General features: G+C 70.2%; 13 protein-coding genes. 12 read left to right on the plus strand and 1 reads right to left on the minus strand.

Features of this window, described 5'->3' with window-relative positions; translation table 11 throughout:
- Nucleotides 1-6 precede the first annotated feature (6 nt).
- From AOM45_RS20230 to AOM45_RS20265, 8 genes are all read left to right on the plus strand, one after another.
- Complete coding sequence (locus tag AOM45_RS20230; protein WP_030469210.1) at nucleotides 7-195, plus strand: MbtH family NRPS accessory protein; 189 nt, start codon at nucleotides 7-9, stop codon at nucleotides 193-195.
- Nucleotides 192-947: a thioesterase II family protein gene (locus AOM45_RS20235; protein ID WP_030469209.1), complete on the plus strand. Its 756-nt coding sequence runs from the start codon at nucleotides 192-194 to the stop codon at nucleotides 945-947. The genes AOM45_RS20230 and AOM45_RS20235 overlap by 4 nt, the downstream gene beginning before the upstream one ends.
- Nucleotides 944-2,689 carry a non-ribosomal peptide synthetase gene (locus AOM45_RS20240; RefSeq protein ID WP_035911101.1) on the plus strand — a complete coding sequence of 582 codons (1,746 nt, stop codon included), beginning with the start codon at nucleotides 944-946 and terminating at the stop codon, nucleotides 2,687-2,689. The genes AOM45_RS20235 and AOM45_RS20240 overlap by 4 nt, the downstream gene beginning before the upstream one ends.
- Complete coding sequence (locus AOM45_RS20245) at nucleotides 2,686-3,918, plus strand: cytochrome P450 (protein ID WP_030469207.1); 1,233 nt, start codon at nucleotides 2,686-2,688, stop codon at nucleotides 3,916-3,918. The genes AOM45_RS20240 and AOM45_RS20245 overlap by 4 nt, the downstream gene beginning before the upstream one ends.
- Nucleotides 3,908-9,391, plus strand: a complete 5,484-nt coding sequence (locus tag AOM45_RS20250) for a condensation domain-containing protein (RefSeq protein WP_081902285.1) — start codon at nucleotides 3,908-3,910, stop codon at nucleotides 9,389-9,391. The genes AOM45_RS20245 and AOM45_RS20250 overlap by 11 nt, the downstream gene beginning before the upstream one ends.
- Nucleotides 9,388-10,635 (plus strand): MFS transporter, encoded by a 1,248-nt coding sequence (locus AOM45_RS20255; protein WP_030469205.1) that lies wholly within the window; start codon nucleotides 9,388-9,390, stop codon nucleotides 10,633-10,635. Before AOM45_RS20250 ends, AOM45_RS20255 begins: the two co-directional genes overlap by 4 nt.
- Nucleotides 10,632-11,477, plus strand: coding sequence for an alpha/beta fold hydrolase (locus tag AOM45_RS20260; protein ID WP_030469204.1), 846 nt, complete (start codon nucleotides 10,632-10,634; stop codon nucleotides 11,475-11,477). The genes AOM45_RS20255 and AOM45_RS20260 overlap by 4 nt, the downstream gene beginning before the upstream one ends.
- Before the next feature lie 169 nt (nucleotides 11,478-11,646).
- The gene (locus tag AOM45_RS20265; protein WP_030469203.1) at nucleotides 11,647-11,904 is read left to right on the plus strand and encodes a hypothetical protein; all 258 of its coding nucleotides are present in this window, start codon (nucleotides 11,647-11,649) and stop codon (nucleotides 11,902-11,904) included.
- Here AOM45_RS20265 and sbnA read toward each other — a convergent pair.
- Complete coding sequence (gene sbnA, locus AOM45_RS20270) at nucleotides 11,859-12,797, minus strand: 2,3-diaminopropionate biosynthesis protein SbnA (RefSeq protein WP_236703764.1); 939 nt, start codon at nucleotides 12,795-12,797, stop codon at nucleotides 11,859-11,861. The two genes, AOM45_RS20265 and sbnA, sit on opposite strands and share 46 nt — an antisense overlap.
- A gap of 168 nt (nucleotides 12,798-12,965) precedes the next feature.
- On the opposite strand from sbnA, the gene AOM45_RS20275 reads away from it, so the two are divergent.
- From AOM45_RS20275 to sbnB, 4 genes are read left to right on the plus strand one after another with little or no spacing between them, the layout of a single operon-like run.
- Complete coding sequence (locus AOM45_RS20275) at nucleotides 12,966-13,898, plus strand: TauD/TfdA family dioxygenase (protein WP_030469201.1); 933 nt, start codon at nucleotides 12,966-12,968, stop codon at nucleotides 13,896-13,898.
- A gap of 10 nt (nucleotides 13,899-13,908) precedes the next feature.
- The gene (locus AOM45_RS20280) at nucleotides 13,909-14,400 is read left to right on the plus strand and encodes a flavin reductase family protein (protein ID WP_030469200.1); all 492 of its coding nucleotides are present in this window, start codon (nucleotides 13,909-13,911) and stop codon (nucleotides 14,398-14,400) included.
- Nucleotides 14,401-14,415: 15 nt separating this feature from the next.
- Nucleotides 14,416-15,753, plus strand: coding sequence for a cation:proton antiporter (locus AOM45_RS20285; protein WP_030469199.1), 1,338 nt, complete (start codon nucleotides 14,416-14,418; stop codon nucleotides 15,751-15,753).
- Between the two features lie 13 nt (nucleotides 15,754-15,766).
- Entirely contained in the window at nucleotides 15,767-16,780 is a 1,014-nt protein-coding gene (gene sbnB, locus AOM45_RS20290) for a 2,3-diaminopropionate biosynthesis protein SbnB (protein WP_030469198.1), read from the plus strand.

The following is a 16,780-nucleotide window of genomic DNA, read 5'->3' on the forward strand; positions in this document are numbered from 1 at the left end:
GACGGTATGGCCGAGACCGATTGGCATGTGGTCGCGAACGCCGCCGAGTGCTACAGCGTCTGGCCGGCCGCCCTGCCCGTGCCCGACGGCTGGCGCCTCGCGGGGCCGACCGCGCCGAAGGACGAGTGCCTCGAGTGGATCGCCGCGAACTGGACGGACCCGCGTCCCGCGGGTGTCGGCCGGGAGGTCGCATGAGCCGCACCGCACGCGCCAGCACGCCGTGGCTGCTGCGCGAACCCGACGAGAACGCAAGGGCCCGGCTGTTCTGTCTGCCGGTGTCCGGCATGGGCGCCACCGTGTTCCGCCGCTGGCCGGCCTTCATCGGGGACATCGAGGTGTGTCCCGTGCAGCTGCCCGGCCGGGAGAACCGGATGCGCGAGGCGGGCCACGATGACATGGACCTCTTCGCGGCGGACGCGGCCGAGGCGCTGGAACCGTTCCTGGACCGGCCTCACGCGTTCTTCGGTCACTGTCTGGGCGGCCGGCTCGGCTACGCGCTCGCCCTCGCCGCGGTGAAACGCGGCCTCCCCGCACCCGCGCGAATCTTCGCGTCGTCGTGCCTGGCCCCGCACGAGGGCGGCCGGTTCGGCCCGTACCTGCCGGAGATGAGCGACGACGAGTACATCGCGGCGTTGCAGCAGGGCTGCGCCGACCGCGGTGAGCCGGTGCCCGAAGCTGAGCTGCTCGGCATCGCGGTGCGCGTGTTGCGCAAGGACGTCACGTTGTCGTGCGGGTACCAGCCCGCGGGTCCCGACGGAACTCCTCTGGCCATCACGACGATCGGCTGGACCGCGGACGCGGACGTCGCCCCGGACCAGATGGGCCAGTGGAGCTCCTACGGCGAGCTGCGGCACGTCGTGCTGCCCGGCGACGAGCACGCGTTCCGCGTGGCGCCGGAGGCGTTGCAGCAGCTGATCGGCGCCGACTTGAAGGCGGGTGCCAGGTGAACACGCTCATCGACCTGTTCACGCTCAGCGCGGACGCGCACGCCGACCGGACCGCGGTCAGCGACGAGTCCGGCGACAAGCTGACTTACCGGGAGCTGGACGAGCTCTCGACGCGGGTCGCGCTCGAGCTGCGGGCCCGGGGTGTCGGACGCGAGGACCGCGTCGGCATCCACCTGCGCAGGCGCGTGGACCTGTTCGTCGCGGTGCTGGCGGTGCTCAAGGCGGGCGGGGTGTACGTCGTCGTCGACGACCGCTACCCCGAGGCGCGCCGCGGGTTGATGTTGGAGACCGCCGGTGTCCGGCTCACGCTCACCGAGTCCACGTGGTGGGAGCAGAGCCCGAACCCCGTTGTGTGGGACGAGATCCGCAGCGCGAGCCCGCGGGACGGTGAGCTCGCGGCACCCGTGCCGTCGGACGCCGCGTGCGTGCTGTTCACGTCCGGCTCGACCGGCGTGCCGAAGGGCGTGGTGCTCGAACACGGCAGTGTCGCGGCGTTCGCGGTGAACCCGTCACTGCCGAAGCTGGAACCGGACGACAAGGTCGCCCAAGTCGCCAACGTCTCGTTCGACGCCGTCCACTTCGAACTGTGGGGCGCGCTCGCCGCCGGCGCGGAGCTGGCCGTGATGCCGTCACTCGCCGACCTGGTGCGCACGGACCTGCGCCGGGAGCTGCGCCGCAGGCGGATCACCGCGATGCTGGCACCGACGATGGCGGTCAACCACATCACCGGCGAGGACGCCGACGCGTTCAGCGGGCTGCGGGTCCTGCACACCGGTGGTGACGTGGTCCGTCCCGCAGCGTGCCGGGCGATCCTCGGCGCCGGGTTCGACGGCGTGATGTGCAACCTGTACGGGCCGACCGAGGCGACCACCGCGGTCACCTGCTTCGACGTCTCGGGGCTCGCGCCGGACGCGGCCAACGTGCCGATCGGCAGCGCCATCGACGGCACGTGGGTGCTGCTGCTGGACGACGAGCTGAGGCCCGTTCCCGTTGGCGCGCCGGGAAACCTGTACATCGGCGGCATCGGTGTGGCGCGCGGTTACCTGCGCGACCCCGCCCGCACCGCGGAACGGTTCCTGCCCGACCCGTCCGGCCCGCCCGGTTCCACGATGTACGCCACCGGCGACCGGGCCCGGGACCTCGGCGACGGTGTGCTGGAATACCTGGGCCGGTCCGACGAGCAGGTCAAGGTCCGCGGCTACCGGGTCGAGCCGCCGGAGGTGGAGAAGTCCCTGCTGGCGCACGAGCAGGTGCGCGACGTGGCCGTGGTCGTCGTCGGCAGCGGACAGGACTGCCGGCTCGTGGCGTTCGTCGTGGCCGAGGGCGAAGGGCTGGCGCCGCAGGCGTTGCGCGAGTACGCCGAGTCGACGATGCCGGACTACCAGGTGCCGTCGGAGCTGCTGTTCGTGGAGAACATCCCGGCCAACAGCCACGGCAAGCGCGACCGCGACCGGTTGCTCGCGCTGCTGGGCGAACGCGACCGCAGCCGCGAGGAGTACGTGGCGCCGCGCACCGACAGCGAGCGGTACCTGACGGAGCTGTGGGAGATGCTGCTCGGGATCGAACGGATCAGCGTCACCGACGACTTCCTGCGGCTCGGCGGGCATTCGATGCTCGCGTTCCGGGTGCGCAGGCGGATCGAACGCGACTACGCGGTCAAGCTGCCGGTGCAGGACTTGCTGGAGAACACCGTGCTGGCCGACCTCGCGGTGCTGATGGACGGGCAGGTGCTCGCGGGATGATCACGAGTCTGTCCACTGTGGACGTCACCGACCACGACGTCTTCGAGCACGGCGACCCGCACGCGATGTGGGCACAGCTGCGCCGCGAGGCACCCGTGCACTGGAACCCCACCGCGGACGGCGGTTTCTGGGCGGTCACCCGCTACGCCGACGTGCTCGCCGCGTACCGCGACGATGGCTCGTTCAGCTCGGCGCACGGCGCGATCCTCGGCGGCTCCTACCGCAGCGAGGTCGACACGGCGTCGAACCGGATGCTGGTGAGCGCGGACCCGCCGCACCACACGGCGTTGCGCCGGCGGATGAAGCAGGTCTTCTCGCGGGAGATGTCGCAGCGGGTCAAGACGATCGTGCGCTCGCGCGTCACCGACGCGCTCGGCCGGTTCGTCACCGATGGCGGCGGAGACTTCGCCGTGGACGTGGCGCTGGAGCTGCCCGCGGGCGCGCTGATGGCGTTCTTCGAGATCGGCTACTCCGACGCGCGGCGGCTGCTCGACCTGACCAGGGCGATGATCGGCTTCCAGGATCCCGGCTACGCCGACCTCACGCGGGATCGCGCGATGCGCCTGGCCGAGACGCAGATGGACATCTTCGACTACTTCAGCGACCTCGTCGACGAACGCCGCGGGCGGCCCGGCACGGATGCGGTGAGCATCCTGATGGGCGCGCGGGACGGCGGCAAGCCGCTCGACGAGGAGTCGTTGCTGTACAACCTGATGAACCTCGCGGTCGGCGGCAACGAGACCACACCGCACAGCGCGAGCATCGGGGCGCTGGCACTGATCGAGGACCCCGCGCAGTGGGACCTGCTGGTGAGCCGTCCGGACGTCGTGAGCACCGGGGTCGAGGAGGTGCTGCGCTGGGCTTCCACGAACGCCTACGTGCAGCGCGTGGTGACCAAACCCGTGGTGCTGCACGGGATCGAACTGCCCGTCGGAGCCAGCGTGACGTTGTGGAACGCCTCGGCCAACCGCGACGAGGCCCAGTTCCCCGGGGCCCACCGCTTCGACCTGGCCCGCACCCCGAACCACCACCTGGCGTTCGGCAGCGGCATCCACCACTGCATCGGTGCCGCGACCGCCCGGCTGGAGCTCACCGCGCTGCTGGAGGCGCTGGCCGCACTGCCGTTCCGGCTGCGGCTCGCCGGACCGGTCGCCCGGTTGCGCTCGAACTTCATGCTCGGGATCAAGAGTCTGCCCGCCACCCTGGGAGCCACCACCCATGCCGGATGACGTGTACCCCGCCTCCAACGCACAGCAGCGGCTCTGGTTCGCCGCGCGCCTCGATCCCGGCAGCTGCGCCTACACCCTCGGGCAGGTCTACCTGGTCGAGGGCCCGGTGGACGCGGCCGCGCTGGACGGCGCGCTCGCCGAGGCGGTGTCGCGGCACCGCAGCCTGCGCACCCGGTTCGCCGAGCGCGACGGCCTGCCGGTGCAGGTGGTCGACCCGAGCTGGCAGGGCGGGCTCACCGTCACCGACGTGGAAGACCTGGACGAGCACGTCGAACGGATCTTCGCGGAGCCGTTCGACCTGAGCACCGGGCCGCTCTTCCGCGCGGAGCTGCTGCGCGTGGGGCCCGAGTCGCACGCGCTGGCGCTGACGATGCACCACATCATCAGCGACGGCTGGTCGCTCAACATCATCCTGCGCGACCTCGCGGCGTACTACGAAGCCCAGCTCGACGGCGTCTCGGCCGATCTGCCGCCGGTGGGTGCCGAGTACACCGACCTGATCGTGGACGAGGCCGGGTACCTCGCCGGCGACGAGTGCGCGGACCTGGTGCAGCGCTGGGTGAAGCGACTCGACGGCGCGCCCGCGCTGCTGCCGTTGCCGACCCGCACGCCACACCGTGCGGGCTTCTCGTTCGCCGGGCGCTGCCTGGACTTCGACATCCCCGACGAGCTCACCGAGAGCCTGCGCAAGGCCGCGGCCGAGAACTACGCGACCCTGCACATGACGGCGTTCGCGGTGTTCCAGGCGTTGCTGAGCCGGGTCAGCGGGCAGGACGACATGGTCGTCGGCATGCCGATCGCGGGCCGCACCGATCCCGCGGCGCAGGACGTGGTGGGGTTCTTCGTCAACGCTTTGCCGATCCGCGCGGACCTGCGCGACGGGCCGTCGTTCGAGGAGCTCGTCGAACGGGTGCAGGAGTCCGTCCTCGACGCCTTCACCGAGCAGCGGGTGCCGTTCGAGCGCATCGTCGAAGCGCTCAACCCGGTCCGCCACCTCGGCGTGAACCCGTTGGTGCAGGCCACCTTCCAGCTCTTCGAAGGCGCGATCGGCACCGATCTGCGACTGCGCGGCACCACCAGCGCGCCACTCTCCGGCTACCGGCGCTCGGTCGCGTTCGACCTGACGTTCGACCTCTACCACGTGGACGCGAAGCTGCGCGGCCAGCTGTACTACCGCGAGGACCTCTTCAGCCGTGCGACCGTCGAGGCGTTCGTCGCCTCGTTCGTGGACGTGCTCGGCGCGGCACTGGCCGCTCCCGAGTGCCCGGTCCCGGTGCTGCCCCTCGGCACCGGAGCCGAGATTTCCCGCGCGGCACCGCCGGACTCCGGCTCGCTGTTCCACCGGATCGGCTCGCTGGACCCGGACCGGGTGGTGCTCACGTCCGGTGCCCGACGTTGTACCGCCGCGGAACTCGTCGCACGGGCGGAGACCGCCGCCGCCGCACTCCACAGCCGTGGCCTGACGGCGGACAGCCTGGTCGAGATCACCGGCGACGACCCGTTGGTGGTGGTGGCCGGTGTGCTCGGCGCGTGGCGCGCGGGCGTTCCCGTGCTGATCGCCGACGACGTCCCGGACGTCACGGTGGACGCGGCCGGCCTGACCGAGGCTGGTGACCTTCCAGAGGAACCCTCGCTGGACGCACCGGCCGCGCTCGTCGGCACCGCCGAGGGCGGCCCCGCCCTGGTGACGCACCGCGCACTCGCCGGCCTGGCGGTGACCGGCGAGCACCGGACAGTGGCGCTCACGCCGGGTGTGTGGCGGGCGACGCCGTGGAACGCGTTGTTGTACGCGCTCTCCGGCGCCGAGGTCGAGCTGCTGTCCGTTCCGGACAGTGCAGACTTCCTGGTGGCCCACGAGGACGAAGACATTCCGGCCGCGGTCGTGCACACCTCTTCGGTTCGCGATGTTCCCGGCGCAGTCCACCTGTGGGGCCCCGCGGAGTGCCTCGGCCACGCGCTGACCTGGCCGGGCGGCGACCCGTTCGCCGCCGTACCGGTGCCCGGTGCGACGATCACCGTGCTGGACGCGGCCGGACGGCCGGTGCCGGCCGGAGTCGTCGGCGAGATCTGCGTCGGCGCCGGGCACGTCGCGTCCGGCTATCCCGGCCGCGCCGCCCAGACCGCCGAGTACTTTCCCGGCCGCGGTCGCTTCCGCACCGGCGAACGCGGCCGCATCACCGCGGACGGACACGTGCAGCTCCTCGGCGTGCGCGAGGAGTCGTTCCTCGACCAGCCGTCCGCCGACGTGCCGTTCGAACCGCCTCGCACGCCGGCCGAGCAGGCCGTAGCCGACGTGATGGCGCCGCTGCTCGGTGTGCCCCGGATCGGCAGGCTGGACAACTTCTTCGCCGCGGGCGGGCATTCGCTCACCGCCGTGCAGCTGGTGTCCCGCCTGCGGGCCGAGCTGGGCGCCGAGCTGTCCGTGCGGTCGGTCTTCGAACGTCCCACGGTGGCGTCGCTCGCCGAGCTCGTCGGACAACCGGCATCCGCAGTGGACGCACCGATCACCCGGCACGAGGGCGTCGCGCCCGCGTCGTTCGGCCAGAAGCGCATGTGGATCCTGCAGCGCATCGAACCGGACGGCAGCCACTACAACATGTACGCGCCGTTCCGCATCCGCGGCGAGCTCGACGAGATCGCCTTGCGCATGGCGCTGAACGCCCTCACCCAGCGGCACGAAGCGCTGCGCACCCGGCTGCGGGAGGTGGACGGCACTCTCGTCCAGCTCGTCGACGACGCGTGGACCGGCGAGCTGACCGTGTCCGATCTGCCGGGCACGATGTGGATGGCGGACGACGACCGGATCCAGCTGCACCTCGACGAGATCACCGCAGTGCCGTTCGACCTCGCCGAGGGCCCCGTGTTCGGTGCGGACCTGCTCGAGGTCGGCCCGGACGACCACCTGCTCACGTTGCTGATGCACCACGCGATGAGCGACGGCCACTCGGTCGCGGTGATGGTCCGCGACCTCTCGGCGTTCTACGACGCCGCCGTCACGGGGCAGGCAGCGCAGCTCCCGCCGTTGCCCGTGCAGTACGGCGACTACGCGGCGTGGCAGCACGAGACGTTGCAGGGCTCCGTGCTCGACGAGCACCTGGCCTACTGGACGTCGCACGTCGAGGGTGCGCCCCAGATGCTGACGCTGCCCGCCGACCGAGAACCCACCGGTACGCCGGGTACCGAGGGCGGCATCGTCGGGTTCGAGATCCCCGCCGAGCTCGTCGACCGGTTGCGCACGGTCGGTCAGGAGCACGAGGCGACGCTGTTCATGGTGACGCTCGCGGTGTTCGAACTGCTGCTCGCCAAGGTCAGCGGCGAACCCGACCTGCTGGTGGGCGTGCCGGTCGACGGCCGCGGCCGCACCGAGCTGGAGAACCTGGTCGGGTTCTTCATCAACACCCTGCCGGTGCGCGCCGACCTGACCGGCGACCCGACGTTCCGCGAGCTGCTCGCCCGCACGCGTGACAGCGCCCTGTCCGCGTACGAGTACCAGGAGCTGCCGTTCGAGCGGATCGTCGAGGAGGTCAACCCGGAGCGGCGGCCCGGCCGCAACCCGTTGGTGCAGACGACGTTCCACCTGTTCGCCGAGGCGGCACCGGACGGTGTCGGCTTCACCGGCACGACCAGCGAGCACCGCGACACGTTCAACCGCACCGCGCGCTTCGACCTGTCGCTCGACCTGCACCAGACCAGCGAGGCACTGCTGGGCTTCCTCTGCTACCGCGATGACCAGTACAGCGGCGAGCGCGCTTCGGCGATCGTTGATTACTATCAGGAACTGTTGCGTCAGGTGGTGTCCACTCCGGACTCGAAGCTGTCTTCGTTCGGTGTTCCGGACGAGCTCGTGGCCCGCCCGGCAGCGCACGCACCGGTCGTGGTCGAGAGCGGCGGCGCGTCCGGCGGCTTGGAGCAGCTGGTCGGGACGGTGATGGCAGAGGTGCTCGGCGACAGCGAGCCGCTGGAGGGCGACGACGACTTCTTCGTCTGCGGCGGGCACTCGCTGACCGCGGTGCAGCTCGCGTCCCGCCTGCAGTCGGTGCTCGGCACCGAGGTCGGCGTGCTGACCGTGTTCGAGAACCCGACCGTCGAACTGCTCGCCGCGGCGATCGCCGAAGCCGGTGAGTCGACCACGCTGCCGCTGCGGGCGGGCACGGCACCGCGTCCCGCGCCGGTCTCCTTCGCGCAACAACGGCTGTGGCTCATCCAGCAGGTCGACCCGGACAGCACCGCGTACAACATGTACGAGCCGATCCGGATCCGCGGCCCGCTGGACCACACCGCGCTGGCCTCCGCGGTCGACGCGCTGGCCCGCAGGCACGAGGTGCTGCGCACCCGGTTCGACGTGGTCGGCGGTGAGCTCGTGCAGATCGTGGACGACACGTGGTCCGGCCGCCTGGAGATCACCCGCGCGTCCGAGCCCGAGCTCGCGGACCTGTTGCGCGCCATCGCTTCCCGACCGTACGACCTGGCGCTCGACGCCTTGTTCCGTGCGGAACTGATCGCGCTGGGCGAGGACGACCACGTGCTCGCGCTGTCGATGCACCACATCCTCAGCGACGGCCGGTCCCAGGTCGTGCTGAAGAACGACCTGTCGGCGTTCTACAACGCGGCGCTCGCCGGGCGCGACGCTGGTCTGCCCGAGCTGACCGTGCAGTACAGCGACTACGCGGCGTGGCAACGAGAACTGCTCAGCGGCGAGACGTTGCGGAGTCAGCTCGGGTACTGGACCGGCCACCTCGACGGCGCACCGCAGCTGCTCGACCTGCCAACGGACTTCCCGCGCACCACGACCGTCGACGCCGACGGCGGGGTCGTCTACTTCTCGCTCGACGCCGGCCTCACGGAACGGTTGCGCCGCATCGCCTCCACCCACTCGAGCACGCTGTTCATGGTGGTCCTGGCGGCGTTCCAGGCGCAGATGGCGTTGCGCAGCGGCCAGTCCGACGTGGTCGTCGGCGTCCCGGTCGCGTGCCGCACGCAGGCGGAGGTGGAGAACCTCGCCGGGTTCTTCATCAACACGCTGCCGATCCGCGCCCGTGTGGACGACGACCCCGGCTTCGCCGACCTGCTCGCCGATACCCGCGACCACTTCCTCGCGGGCTTGGCGCACCAGGAGATGCCGTTCGACCGCATGGTCGAGGCGCTTAACCCCGACCGCCTGCTCGGCACCGTCCCGCTCGTCCAGGTGGCTTGCCAGCTGTTCGAGGAGGAGATCATCAGCGGTCTCGACCTCGACGGCACGACGAGCTCCTACCACGGCACGTTCAACCAGACGGCGCGGTTCGACCTGCAGCTGGACCTGTTCCGCGTCGGCGCCGGGTTCGACGGGGCGCTCTACTACCGGCGCGACCTGTTCCGCCACGAGACCGCCGAGAACGTCGTCACGTCGTTCCTCGCCGTGCTCGCAGCCATCGCGGACAATCCGTCGCGACGCGTCGGATCCCTGCCCGAGCGCAGTAGGGTGCCGGCATGAGCAAGTCCTTGTGGCGCAACCGCAACTTCATGCTGTTGTGGAGCGGCCAGACCATCAGCGAGACCGGCTCGGCCGTCACCGAGGTGGCGCTGCCGCTCGTCGCCGTCCTGGTGCTGGGAGCGGGCGCGTTCGAGACCGGTCTGCTGAAGGCGGCGGCGGGCGTCGCGTTCGTGCTGATCGCCCTGCCCGCGGGCGCGATCGTCGACGGCCTGCGCAAGCGGAAGCTCATGCTCTGGTGCGACGTGGCTCGGTTCGGCGCGCTGGCGACGATCCCGCTGCTGGCGTGGACCGATCACCTGGAGATGTGGCACCTGTACGTCGTGGCCGCCGTCGCCGGTGTGCTGACGGTGTTCTTCGACGTCGCCTACCAGAGCTACATCGCCGTGCTGCTGCCACCGGAGCACCGGGTGGACGGCAACGGCAAGCTCGGCAGCACCCAGTACCTCGCCTACGTCGGCGGCACCAGCCTCGGCGGTGGCCTGGCCGCCCTGCTGGGCGCGACCAAGGCGGTCGCCGTGGACGCCCTGTCGTTCGTCGTCAGCGCGGTGAGCCTGGCGTTCGTGCGCTTCTCCGAGCCCGCTCCCGCACGCCCGGAGAAGCGCGACCTGCCCGCGGAGATCGCGGAAGGCCTCGGGTTCGTGCTGCGGGAACCGTTGCTGCGCCGGATCGTCTGCTGCACGGCGACGTCGAACCTCGGCATCAGCATGGCGGGCGCGATCAACGTGATCTTCTTGGTCCAGGTGCTGCAGGTGCCGACAGGCCTGGTCGGTCTGCTGCTGGCGTCCGGCACCGTCGGCGGCGTGCTCGGCGGTCTCGTCGCCGGGCGGATCGCGGCCAGGTTCGGGTCGGCGCGGGTGATCTGGGCGTCGTTCCTCGGCTTCGGCTGGACCGGCCTGCTCGTACCGCTGGCCGAACCGGGGTGGCGGCTGGCGCTCTTCGCGATCGGCTGGTCGGTGTTCTCCGCCGCCGCGGTCGTCTACAACAGTGGCCAGATGGCCTACCGCCAGGCGGTGTGCCCGCCCGAGCTGCTCGGCCGGATGAACGCCAGCATCAGATGGATCGTCTGGGGCATCGGCCCGCTCGGTGCTCTCATCGGCGGCAGCCTGGGCAGCTGGATCGGCATCCGCCCGACCCTCTGGCTCGCCATGGCGTGCATCTGGTCGGCCGGCCTGTGGGTGTACTTCTCGCCGCTGCGCGCAATGCGCGACGTACCCCTCCCTCGCATCCCGAACGGAGTCGCATGATCACGGTCGTCGCCAACGACGTCGAGTTCGCCTGCCTGGAAGAGGGTTCGGGCCCGCTGGCGTTGTGCATGCACGGTTTCCCCGACACCGCGCACACCTGGCGGCACCTGATGCCGCAGCTGGCCGCGCAGGGGTTCCGCGCCGTCGCCCCGTTCCAACGCGGCTACGCGCCCACCTCCGTTCCCGCGGACGGCTGCTACCAGTCGGGCGCGCTGCTCGCCGACATCAACGCACTGCACGAGGCACTGGGCGGCGGCCCGGACTCCGTCCTCATCGGACACGACTGGGGTGCGGTAGCGGCCTACGGAGCGGTCGCACTGGAACCCCACCGCTGGCGCAAGCTGGTCACGCTGGCCGTTCCGCCGGCCGCGGTCGTCAACTCCGACTTCGAGCAGATGAAGCGCTCGTTCTACATGTTCCTGTTCCAGACCCCGATCGCCGAACGCGTCGTCGCGGCAGACGACATGGCCTTCCTCGACCACCTGTGGCACGAGTGGTCGCCGTCGTACGACGCCTCTCCGGACCTGGTGTTCGTGAAGGAGTCCCTGCGGCCCAAGGGAAGGCTGAGCGCGGCACTGGCCTACTACCGCACGCTGTTCGACCCGTCGACGCACTCGCCGCGCTACCGCAAGGCGCAGTCCGCGTTGATGCGGACCGCACCCGTTCCCACGCTCTACCTGCACGGCGACCAGGACGGCTGCCTGCCGCCGCCCGACGCTGCGACGTTGACGCGGCAGCTGGCCGAGGGGTCGTCGTACGTGACGCTGCCAGGCGTCGGGCACTTCCCTCAGCTCGAAGCACCCGACCTCGTGGGCAAGCTCGTTCTCGAGTGGGCCACCTGACCTCATGCCGGACGTGCACTTCGGACGGTCATCCGATGGGATTCGAGTGCCCCGATGAGCGGTAGCAGGGTGCTGGTGGCCGGGGCGAGCGTCGCGGGCCCCGCGCCGGGCATCGGTTGCGCCCAACCGGCACGAGGAGATCCAGGCGCCACACCGGGACCACGAGACCGTGCCGGACGGCAACACCGAGCCGGGCAGGCTCCAGCCGATCGAGAATCCCGACCCGGTGCCGGTACCGCTGCGCGACCACCAGCCGTTGCAGCCGTGGACCGGGTACCCGGTCGTCAACCAGAACGGCACCCGCCGGCCTGATCGACGCTTCCACGGGATCGTCCCGCCGTGCCAGTGGCCGGATCTTTTCCGCGAAAGGCGGAAAGGCCCTCAGTCCGCCACCAGGAAGGCGTTCGCCAGCCACTCGTCGTGGTAGAGCGAGTCGAGGTAGTTGCTGCCGAGATCGGGCGCGATCGCCACACACGTCAGGTCGTCGCCCGCCTCCGCGGACGAAAGCCACTGCAGGGCTCCGCTCACCACGGTGCCGGTCGACCCGCCGAACAGGTACCCGTGGCGCACCAACTGGTGGCACATCCGCACGGTGTCGCTCTCCTCGACGTGCACCACGTCGTCCACAAAGGACTCGTCCAGGATCTGCGGGCGGACGCTCGTGCCCAGGCCCGGGATGAGGCGGGTGCGTGAGGGCGTGCCGAAGGTGACGGAACCGACGCTGTCGATCGCGACGATCCGCACGGACGGCCGGTTCTCGCGGAAGTACCTCGCGCAGCCCATCAACGTTCCCGTGGTGCCCGCGCCGACGAACAGCACGTCCAGCTCGGGGAAAGCCTTGTCGATCTCCGGGCCGGTCGAGCGGTAGTGGCCCGTCCAGTTGCCGGGGTTCGCGTACTGGTTGAGCCACACGAAGCCCGGGTTGGCGCGGCACAACGACTGCACGTGAGCGATCCGCGTGCCCAGGAAAGCGCCGGAGGAGTCCGGCGACGAAACGACGTGCACCTCGCTGCCGAGCGTCTCCATCATCCGCCGGGCCGCGCGGGTGCACCGGACGTCGGTGACGCAGATGAACCGGTATCCCTTGCTCGCCGCGACCATGCTGAGCGCGATGCCCATGTTGCCCGACGACGACTCGACGATGGTGGCACCGGGCACGAGCTCACCCGCGCGTTCCATCGCGTCGACCATCTCGGTGGCCGCCTTGAGCTTGATGGAACCCGCGAAGTTGAAGCCCTCGCACTTGAGCAGCAGCCGCCGTCCGACGATCTGCCGCAGATCCACGTACAAGTCCGAAACGTTGAATTCCAGAGGACTCACGATGACTGCTGCCACACCGAAATCCCATCTCGTCGCCGACCGGCCGCGCTCGAATCTTTTCCAGCGAGCCGATATTTCCGCTATATGGACGGCGATAGGCGGGATACCGACGAAATATAGGTGGCGTCCCCACGATCCGCATTACGACCCACCGGAGGGAGAAGGCGGATGGAACACTGGGCTCCACTCGAGCTCGACCCGGCCAGCGTCGGGGCAGAGCCAGGACCGCAGGGGCTGATCGACCATCTGCGTGCCGCGACCGACCTCGGCGATCTCCTCGTCAAGCACAAGGCGTTGGTGTTCCGCGGTTTCCACGTCACCCCGGAGGAACTGGGTGACGTGATGGACCTGCTGCTGCCCAACAGGCTGGCGTACGTGCACGGCAACTCACCGCGCACCAAGGTGGGCCAGAACGTCTACACCTCCACCGAGTACCCTCCGCAGTACGACATCTCGATGCACAACGAGATGTCGTACGCGCATCAGTGGCCCGCACGACTGCTGTTCTTCTGCGCCGTGGCACCGGAAACCGGCGGCGCGACGCCGGTCGTCGACGGTGTGCGCTGGCTCGATTCGCTCGATCCCGAGGTGCGCGAGGCGTTCGGGCAGGGTGTGCGTTACACGCAGAACCTGCACGGCGGCAGGGGTTTCGGCAAGAGCTGGCAGGACACGTTCGAGACCGCGGAACGCGACCAGGTCGAGGAGTTCCTGTCGAAGTCGGGCAGCGAGTTCACCTGGAAGCCCGACGGCGGGCTGCGGGTGAGCCAGGTGCGTCCCTCGACCACCCGCCACCCCGTGACCGGGGACGAGGTGTGGTTCAACCAGGCCGACCAGTGGCACGTGGCCGGGCTCGGCGACGAGACCGCGGCGGCGCTGCACCAGATCATGCCCGAGGAGGACCTGCCCCAGTCCGTGACGTTCGCCGACGGTTCTGCCATTCCCGCCGAGCACGTCACGCAGATCCGGGACCGGGGCCTGTCCGAAGCGGTGAACGTCGACTGGCGCACCGGTGACCTGTTGCTGATCGACAACGTGGCGGTCGGGCACGGCAGGCGGTCGTTCACCGGGCCGCGCCGGATCCTGGTCGCGATGTCGGACTGAGGGATCCCCGGTGAGCGCCCAGATCCACGAACAGCACAGAGCGGACTCGTTGCGGCGCGCGGCGCGCCGGTTCGCGACCGGGGTCACGGTGGTCGCGGTGCGGCACGACGGCGGCGACCACGCACTGACCGCCAACTCGTTCATCACGCTGTCGCTCCACCCCGCGATGATCGGTGTGTCGGTGACGTCCGGCGGCCGGATGCGTCAGCTCGCCGAGAAGACCCGGTACTTCGGCATCAGCGTGCTCAACGCCGAACAGGGGGACTACGCCCGGCACTACGCGAGCCGCAGCCGCATCGGTGCCCCGGAGCACCTGGGGCTGCACACTCCCGACGCGCTGCCCGCGCCGATCGTGCCGGGCTGCGTCGCCTACTTCGTCTGCCGGTTCGAGCACACCCATCCCGTCGGAGACCACGACCTCATCGTCGGCTCGGTGGTGGAGAGCGAGGTGCTCAGCGAAGAGCACCCGCCACTGATCTTCCTCGACGGCAAGTTCAGCTGACAGGAGCTACCAGCGATGGCTTTCGCGTCAGGGCCGGTACCGCCCATCGGCGGGCACTCCCTGTTCCTCTTCCTGCTCCAGGTGGCGCTGTTGTTGTTGCTGGCACTGCTGATGGGCAGGCTCGCGGCACGGGTGTCGCTGCCGCCCATCGTCGGGGAGCTGCTCACCGGCATCGTGCTCGGCCCCTCACTGCTCGGCAACGTGGCACCGGACTGGTTCGCCTGGCTGTTCCCGCCGCGGACCGAGCAGTTCCACCTGCTCGACGCGTTCGGTCAGATCGGTGTGCTGCTCCTGGTCGGGATGACCGGGCTGTCGCTGGACCTCAAGCTGATCCGCAAACGCGGCAGCACGGCGGCGAAGGTCAGCCTGCCAGGCCTGGTCATCCCGCTCGCACTCGGCGTCGCCGCGGGTTTCCTGGTGCCACCGGCACTTCTGGCCGAAAACTCCCACCGCGCGGTGTTCGCGGTCTTCCTCGGCATCGCGATGTGCGTCAGCGCCATCCCGGTGATCGCGAAGACCCTGATCGACCTGAAGCTGCTGCACCGCAACGTGGGTCAGCTCATCCTGATCTCCGGCACGGTCGACGACATCTTCGGCTGGCTGGGCCTGTCGATCGTGACCGCCATGGCGACGACCGGCGTGCAGGCGGGTGGCATCGCCCGTTCGGTCGGGTTCCTCGCGTTGTTCCTGGTGGTCGCGTTCGTGATCGGACGCCCCCTGGTGCGTGCGGCCGTCCGCGTCACCGCGAAGTCGGCGGAGTCCGGGCCGACGATTTCGGTGGCGGTGGTGATCGTGTTGCTGACCAGCGCCGGCAGTCACCTGCTGGGGCTCGAAGCGGTGTTCGGCGCACTGGTCGCGGGCATGCTGATCCGCAACGCGGGCCACGGCGTGGTGGAACGGCTGACACCGTTGCGCACCCTGGTGATGACGGTGCTGGCGCCGGTGTTCTTCGCGATGGCCGGGCTGCGCATGGACCTGTCCGCGCTGGCCCAGCCGACCGTGCTGCTCGCGGCGGTGGTGCTGCTGCTGATCGCGATCGTCGGCAAGTTCGCGGGAGCGTTCCTCGGCGCGTGGGCCAGCGGCCTGAACCGCTGGGAGGCGCTGGCGATCGGCGCCGGCATGAATGCGCGGGGCGTCGTCGAGGTGGTGGTCGCGATGGTCGGGCTGCGGCTCGGCGTGCTCAGCACCGAGATGTACACCATCGTCGTGCTGATCGCGATCGTCACGTCGCTGATGAGCCCTCCCATCCTGCGCATGGCGGCCGCACGCATCGAGGTGACCGCCGGCGAACGGCTCCGGCTGAGCGAGTACGAGTCCCCGTCGCGGCAGCAGCCCGCCGTCGACCACGCCTGAGGAAGGAACCCCCGTGCGGCCTCCCCCTTTCACTGTCATCTCCGGCGCGCAGGTGCGCGAAGTCCTGCAAGGACAAGAAAAACAGGTCACCGAGGTGGTCGAGGCGGCGTACCGGCTGCACGGCGACGGCCGGACGGTGAACCCGGACTCGTACTTCCTGCGGTTCCCCGACCTGCCGTCGTCGCGGATCATCGCGCTGCCCGCGTCGCTGGGCAGCGTGCACGGCCTGAAGTGGATCTCCAGCTTCCCGGAGAACGTCGCGGGCGGCATCCCCCGCGCCTCCGCGGTACTGATCCTCAACGACGCCGAGACCGGCTTTCCGTTCGCCTGCATAGAAGCGTCGGTCATCAGCGCGGCTCGCACCGCCGCGTCCGCCGCGCTGGCGGCGGTGCGGCTGAGCACCCGGCGCGGCGTCCGGCCGTCCCGCGTCGGGTTCGTCGGCACGGGTCTGATCGCGCGGTACGTGCACACCTACCTGGCGGCCAACGGGTTCACGTTCGACGAGCTCGGCGTGTTCGACCTGGCGCCGGCGCACGCCGACGGGTTCTCCGGCTACCTGGCGCGGACCGAGGCCGGCCGGATCACCGTGCACGACAACGCCGAGGACCTGATCCGCTCGTCCGACCTGGTCGTCTTCGCGACCGTCGCCGGTGAGCCGCACGTCCACGACCCGGCGTGGTTCTCGCACAACCCGTTGGTGCTGCACGTCTCGCTGCGAGATCTGTCCACAGACGTGATCCTGGCTTCCTGCAACGTGACCGACGACGTCGAGCACTGCATGAAGGCCAACACGTCGTTGCACCTGACCGAGCAGCTCACCGGTGGCAGGGACTTCGTGGCCGGCGACATGCGGGCGTTGCTGGCCGGAGAGATCGACGTGCCCTCCGACCGGCCGGTGGTCTTCTCGCCGTTCGGTCTCGGCGTGCTGGACCTCGCGGTGGGAGCGCACGTCCACGAGCAGGTGACCCGCGACGGTGGCGGGCACGTCGTCGACGGCTTCTTCGACGAGCTGAAGCGCTACGGCTGA

Source organism: Lentzea aerocolonigenes (genome assembly GCF_000974445.1).
Lineage (GTDB): Bacteria > Actinomycetota > Actinomycetes > Mycobacteriales > Pseudonocardiaceae > Lentzea > Lentzea aerocolonigenes.

Coding starts and splice junctions, on each gene's coding strand:
- AOM45_RS20260 (WP_030469204.1), top strand. CDS start 10,632: ATGATCACGGTCGTCGCCAACGACGTCGAGTTCGCCTGCCTGGAAGAG.
- AOM45_RS20230 (WP_030469210.1), top strand. CDS start 7: ATGGCCGAGACCGATTGGCATGTGGTCGCGAACGCCGCCGAGTGCTAC.
- AOM45_RS20255 (WP_030469205.1), top strand. CDS start 9,388: ATGAGCAAGTCCTTGTGGCGCAACCGCAACTTCATGCTGTTGTGGAGC.
- AOM45_RS20275 (WP_030469201.1), top strand. CDS start 12,966: ATGGAACACTGGGCTCCACTCGAGCTCGACCCGGCCAGCGTCGGGGCA.
- AOM45_RS20250 (WP_081902285.1), top strand. CDS start 3,908: ATGCCGGATGACGTGTACCCCGCCTCCAACGCACAGCAGCGGCTCTGG.
- AOM45_RS20245 (WP_030469207.1), top strand. CDS start 2,686: ATGATCACGAGTCTGTCCACTGTGGACGTCACCGACCACGACGTCTTC.
- AOM45_RS20235 (WP_030469209.1), top strand. CDS start 192: ATGAGCCGCACCGCACGCGCCAGCACGCCGTGGCTGCTGCGCGAACCC.
- AOM45_RS20285 (WP_030469199.1), top strand. CDS start 14,416: ATGGCTTTCGCGTCAGGGCCGGTACCGCCCATCGGCGGGCACTCCCTG.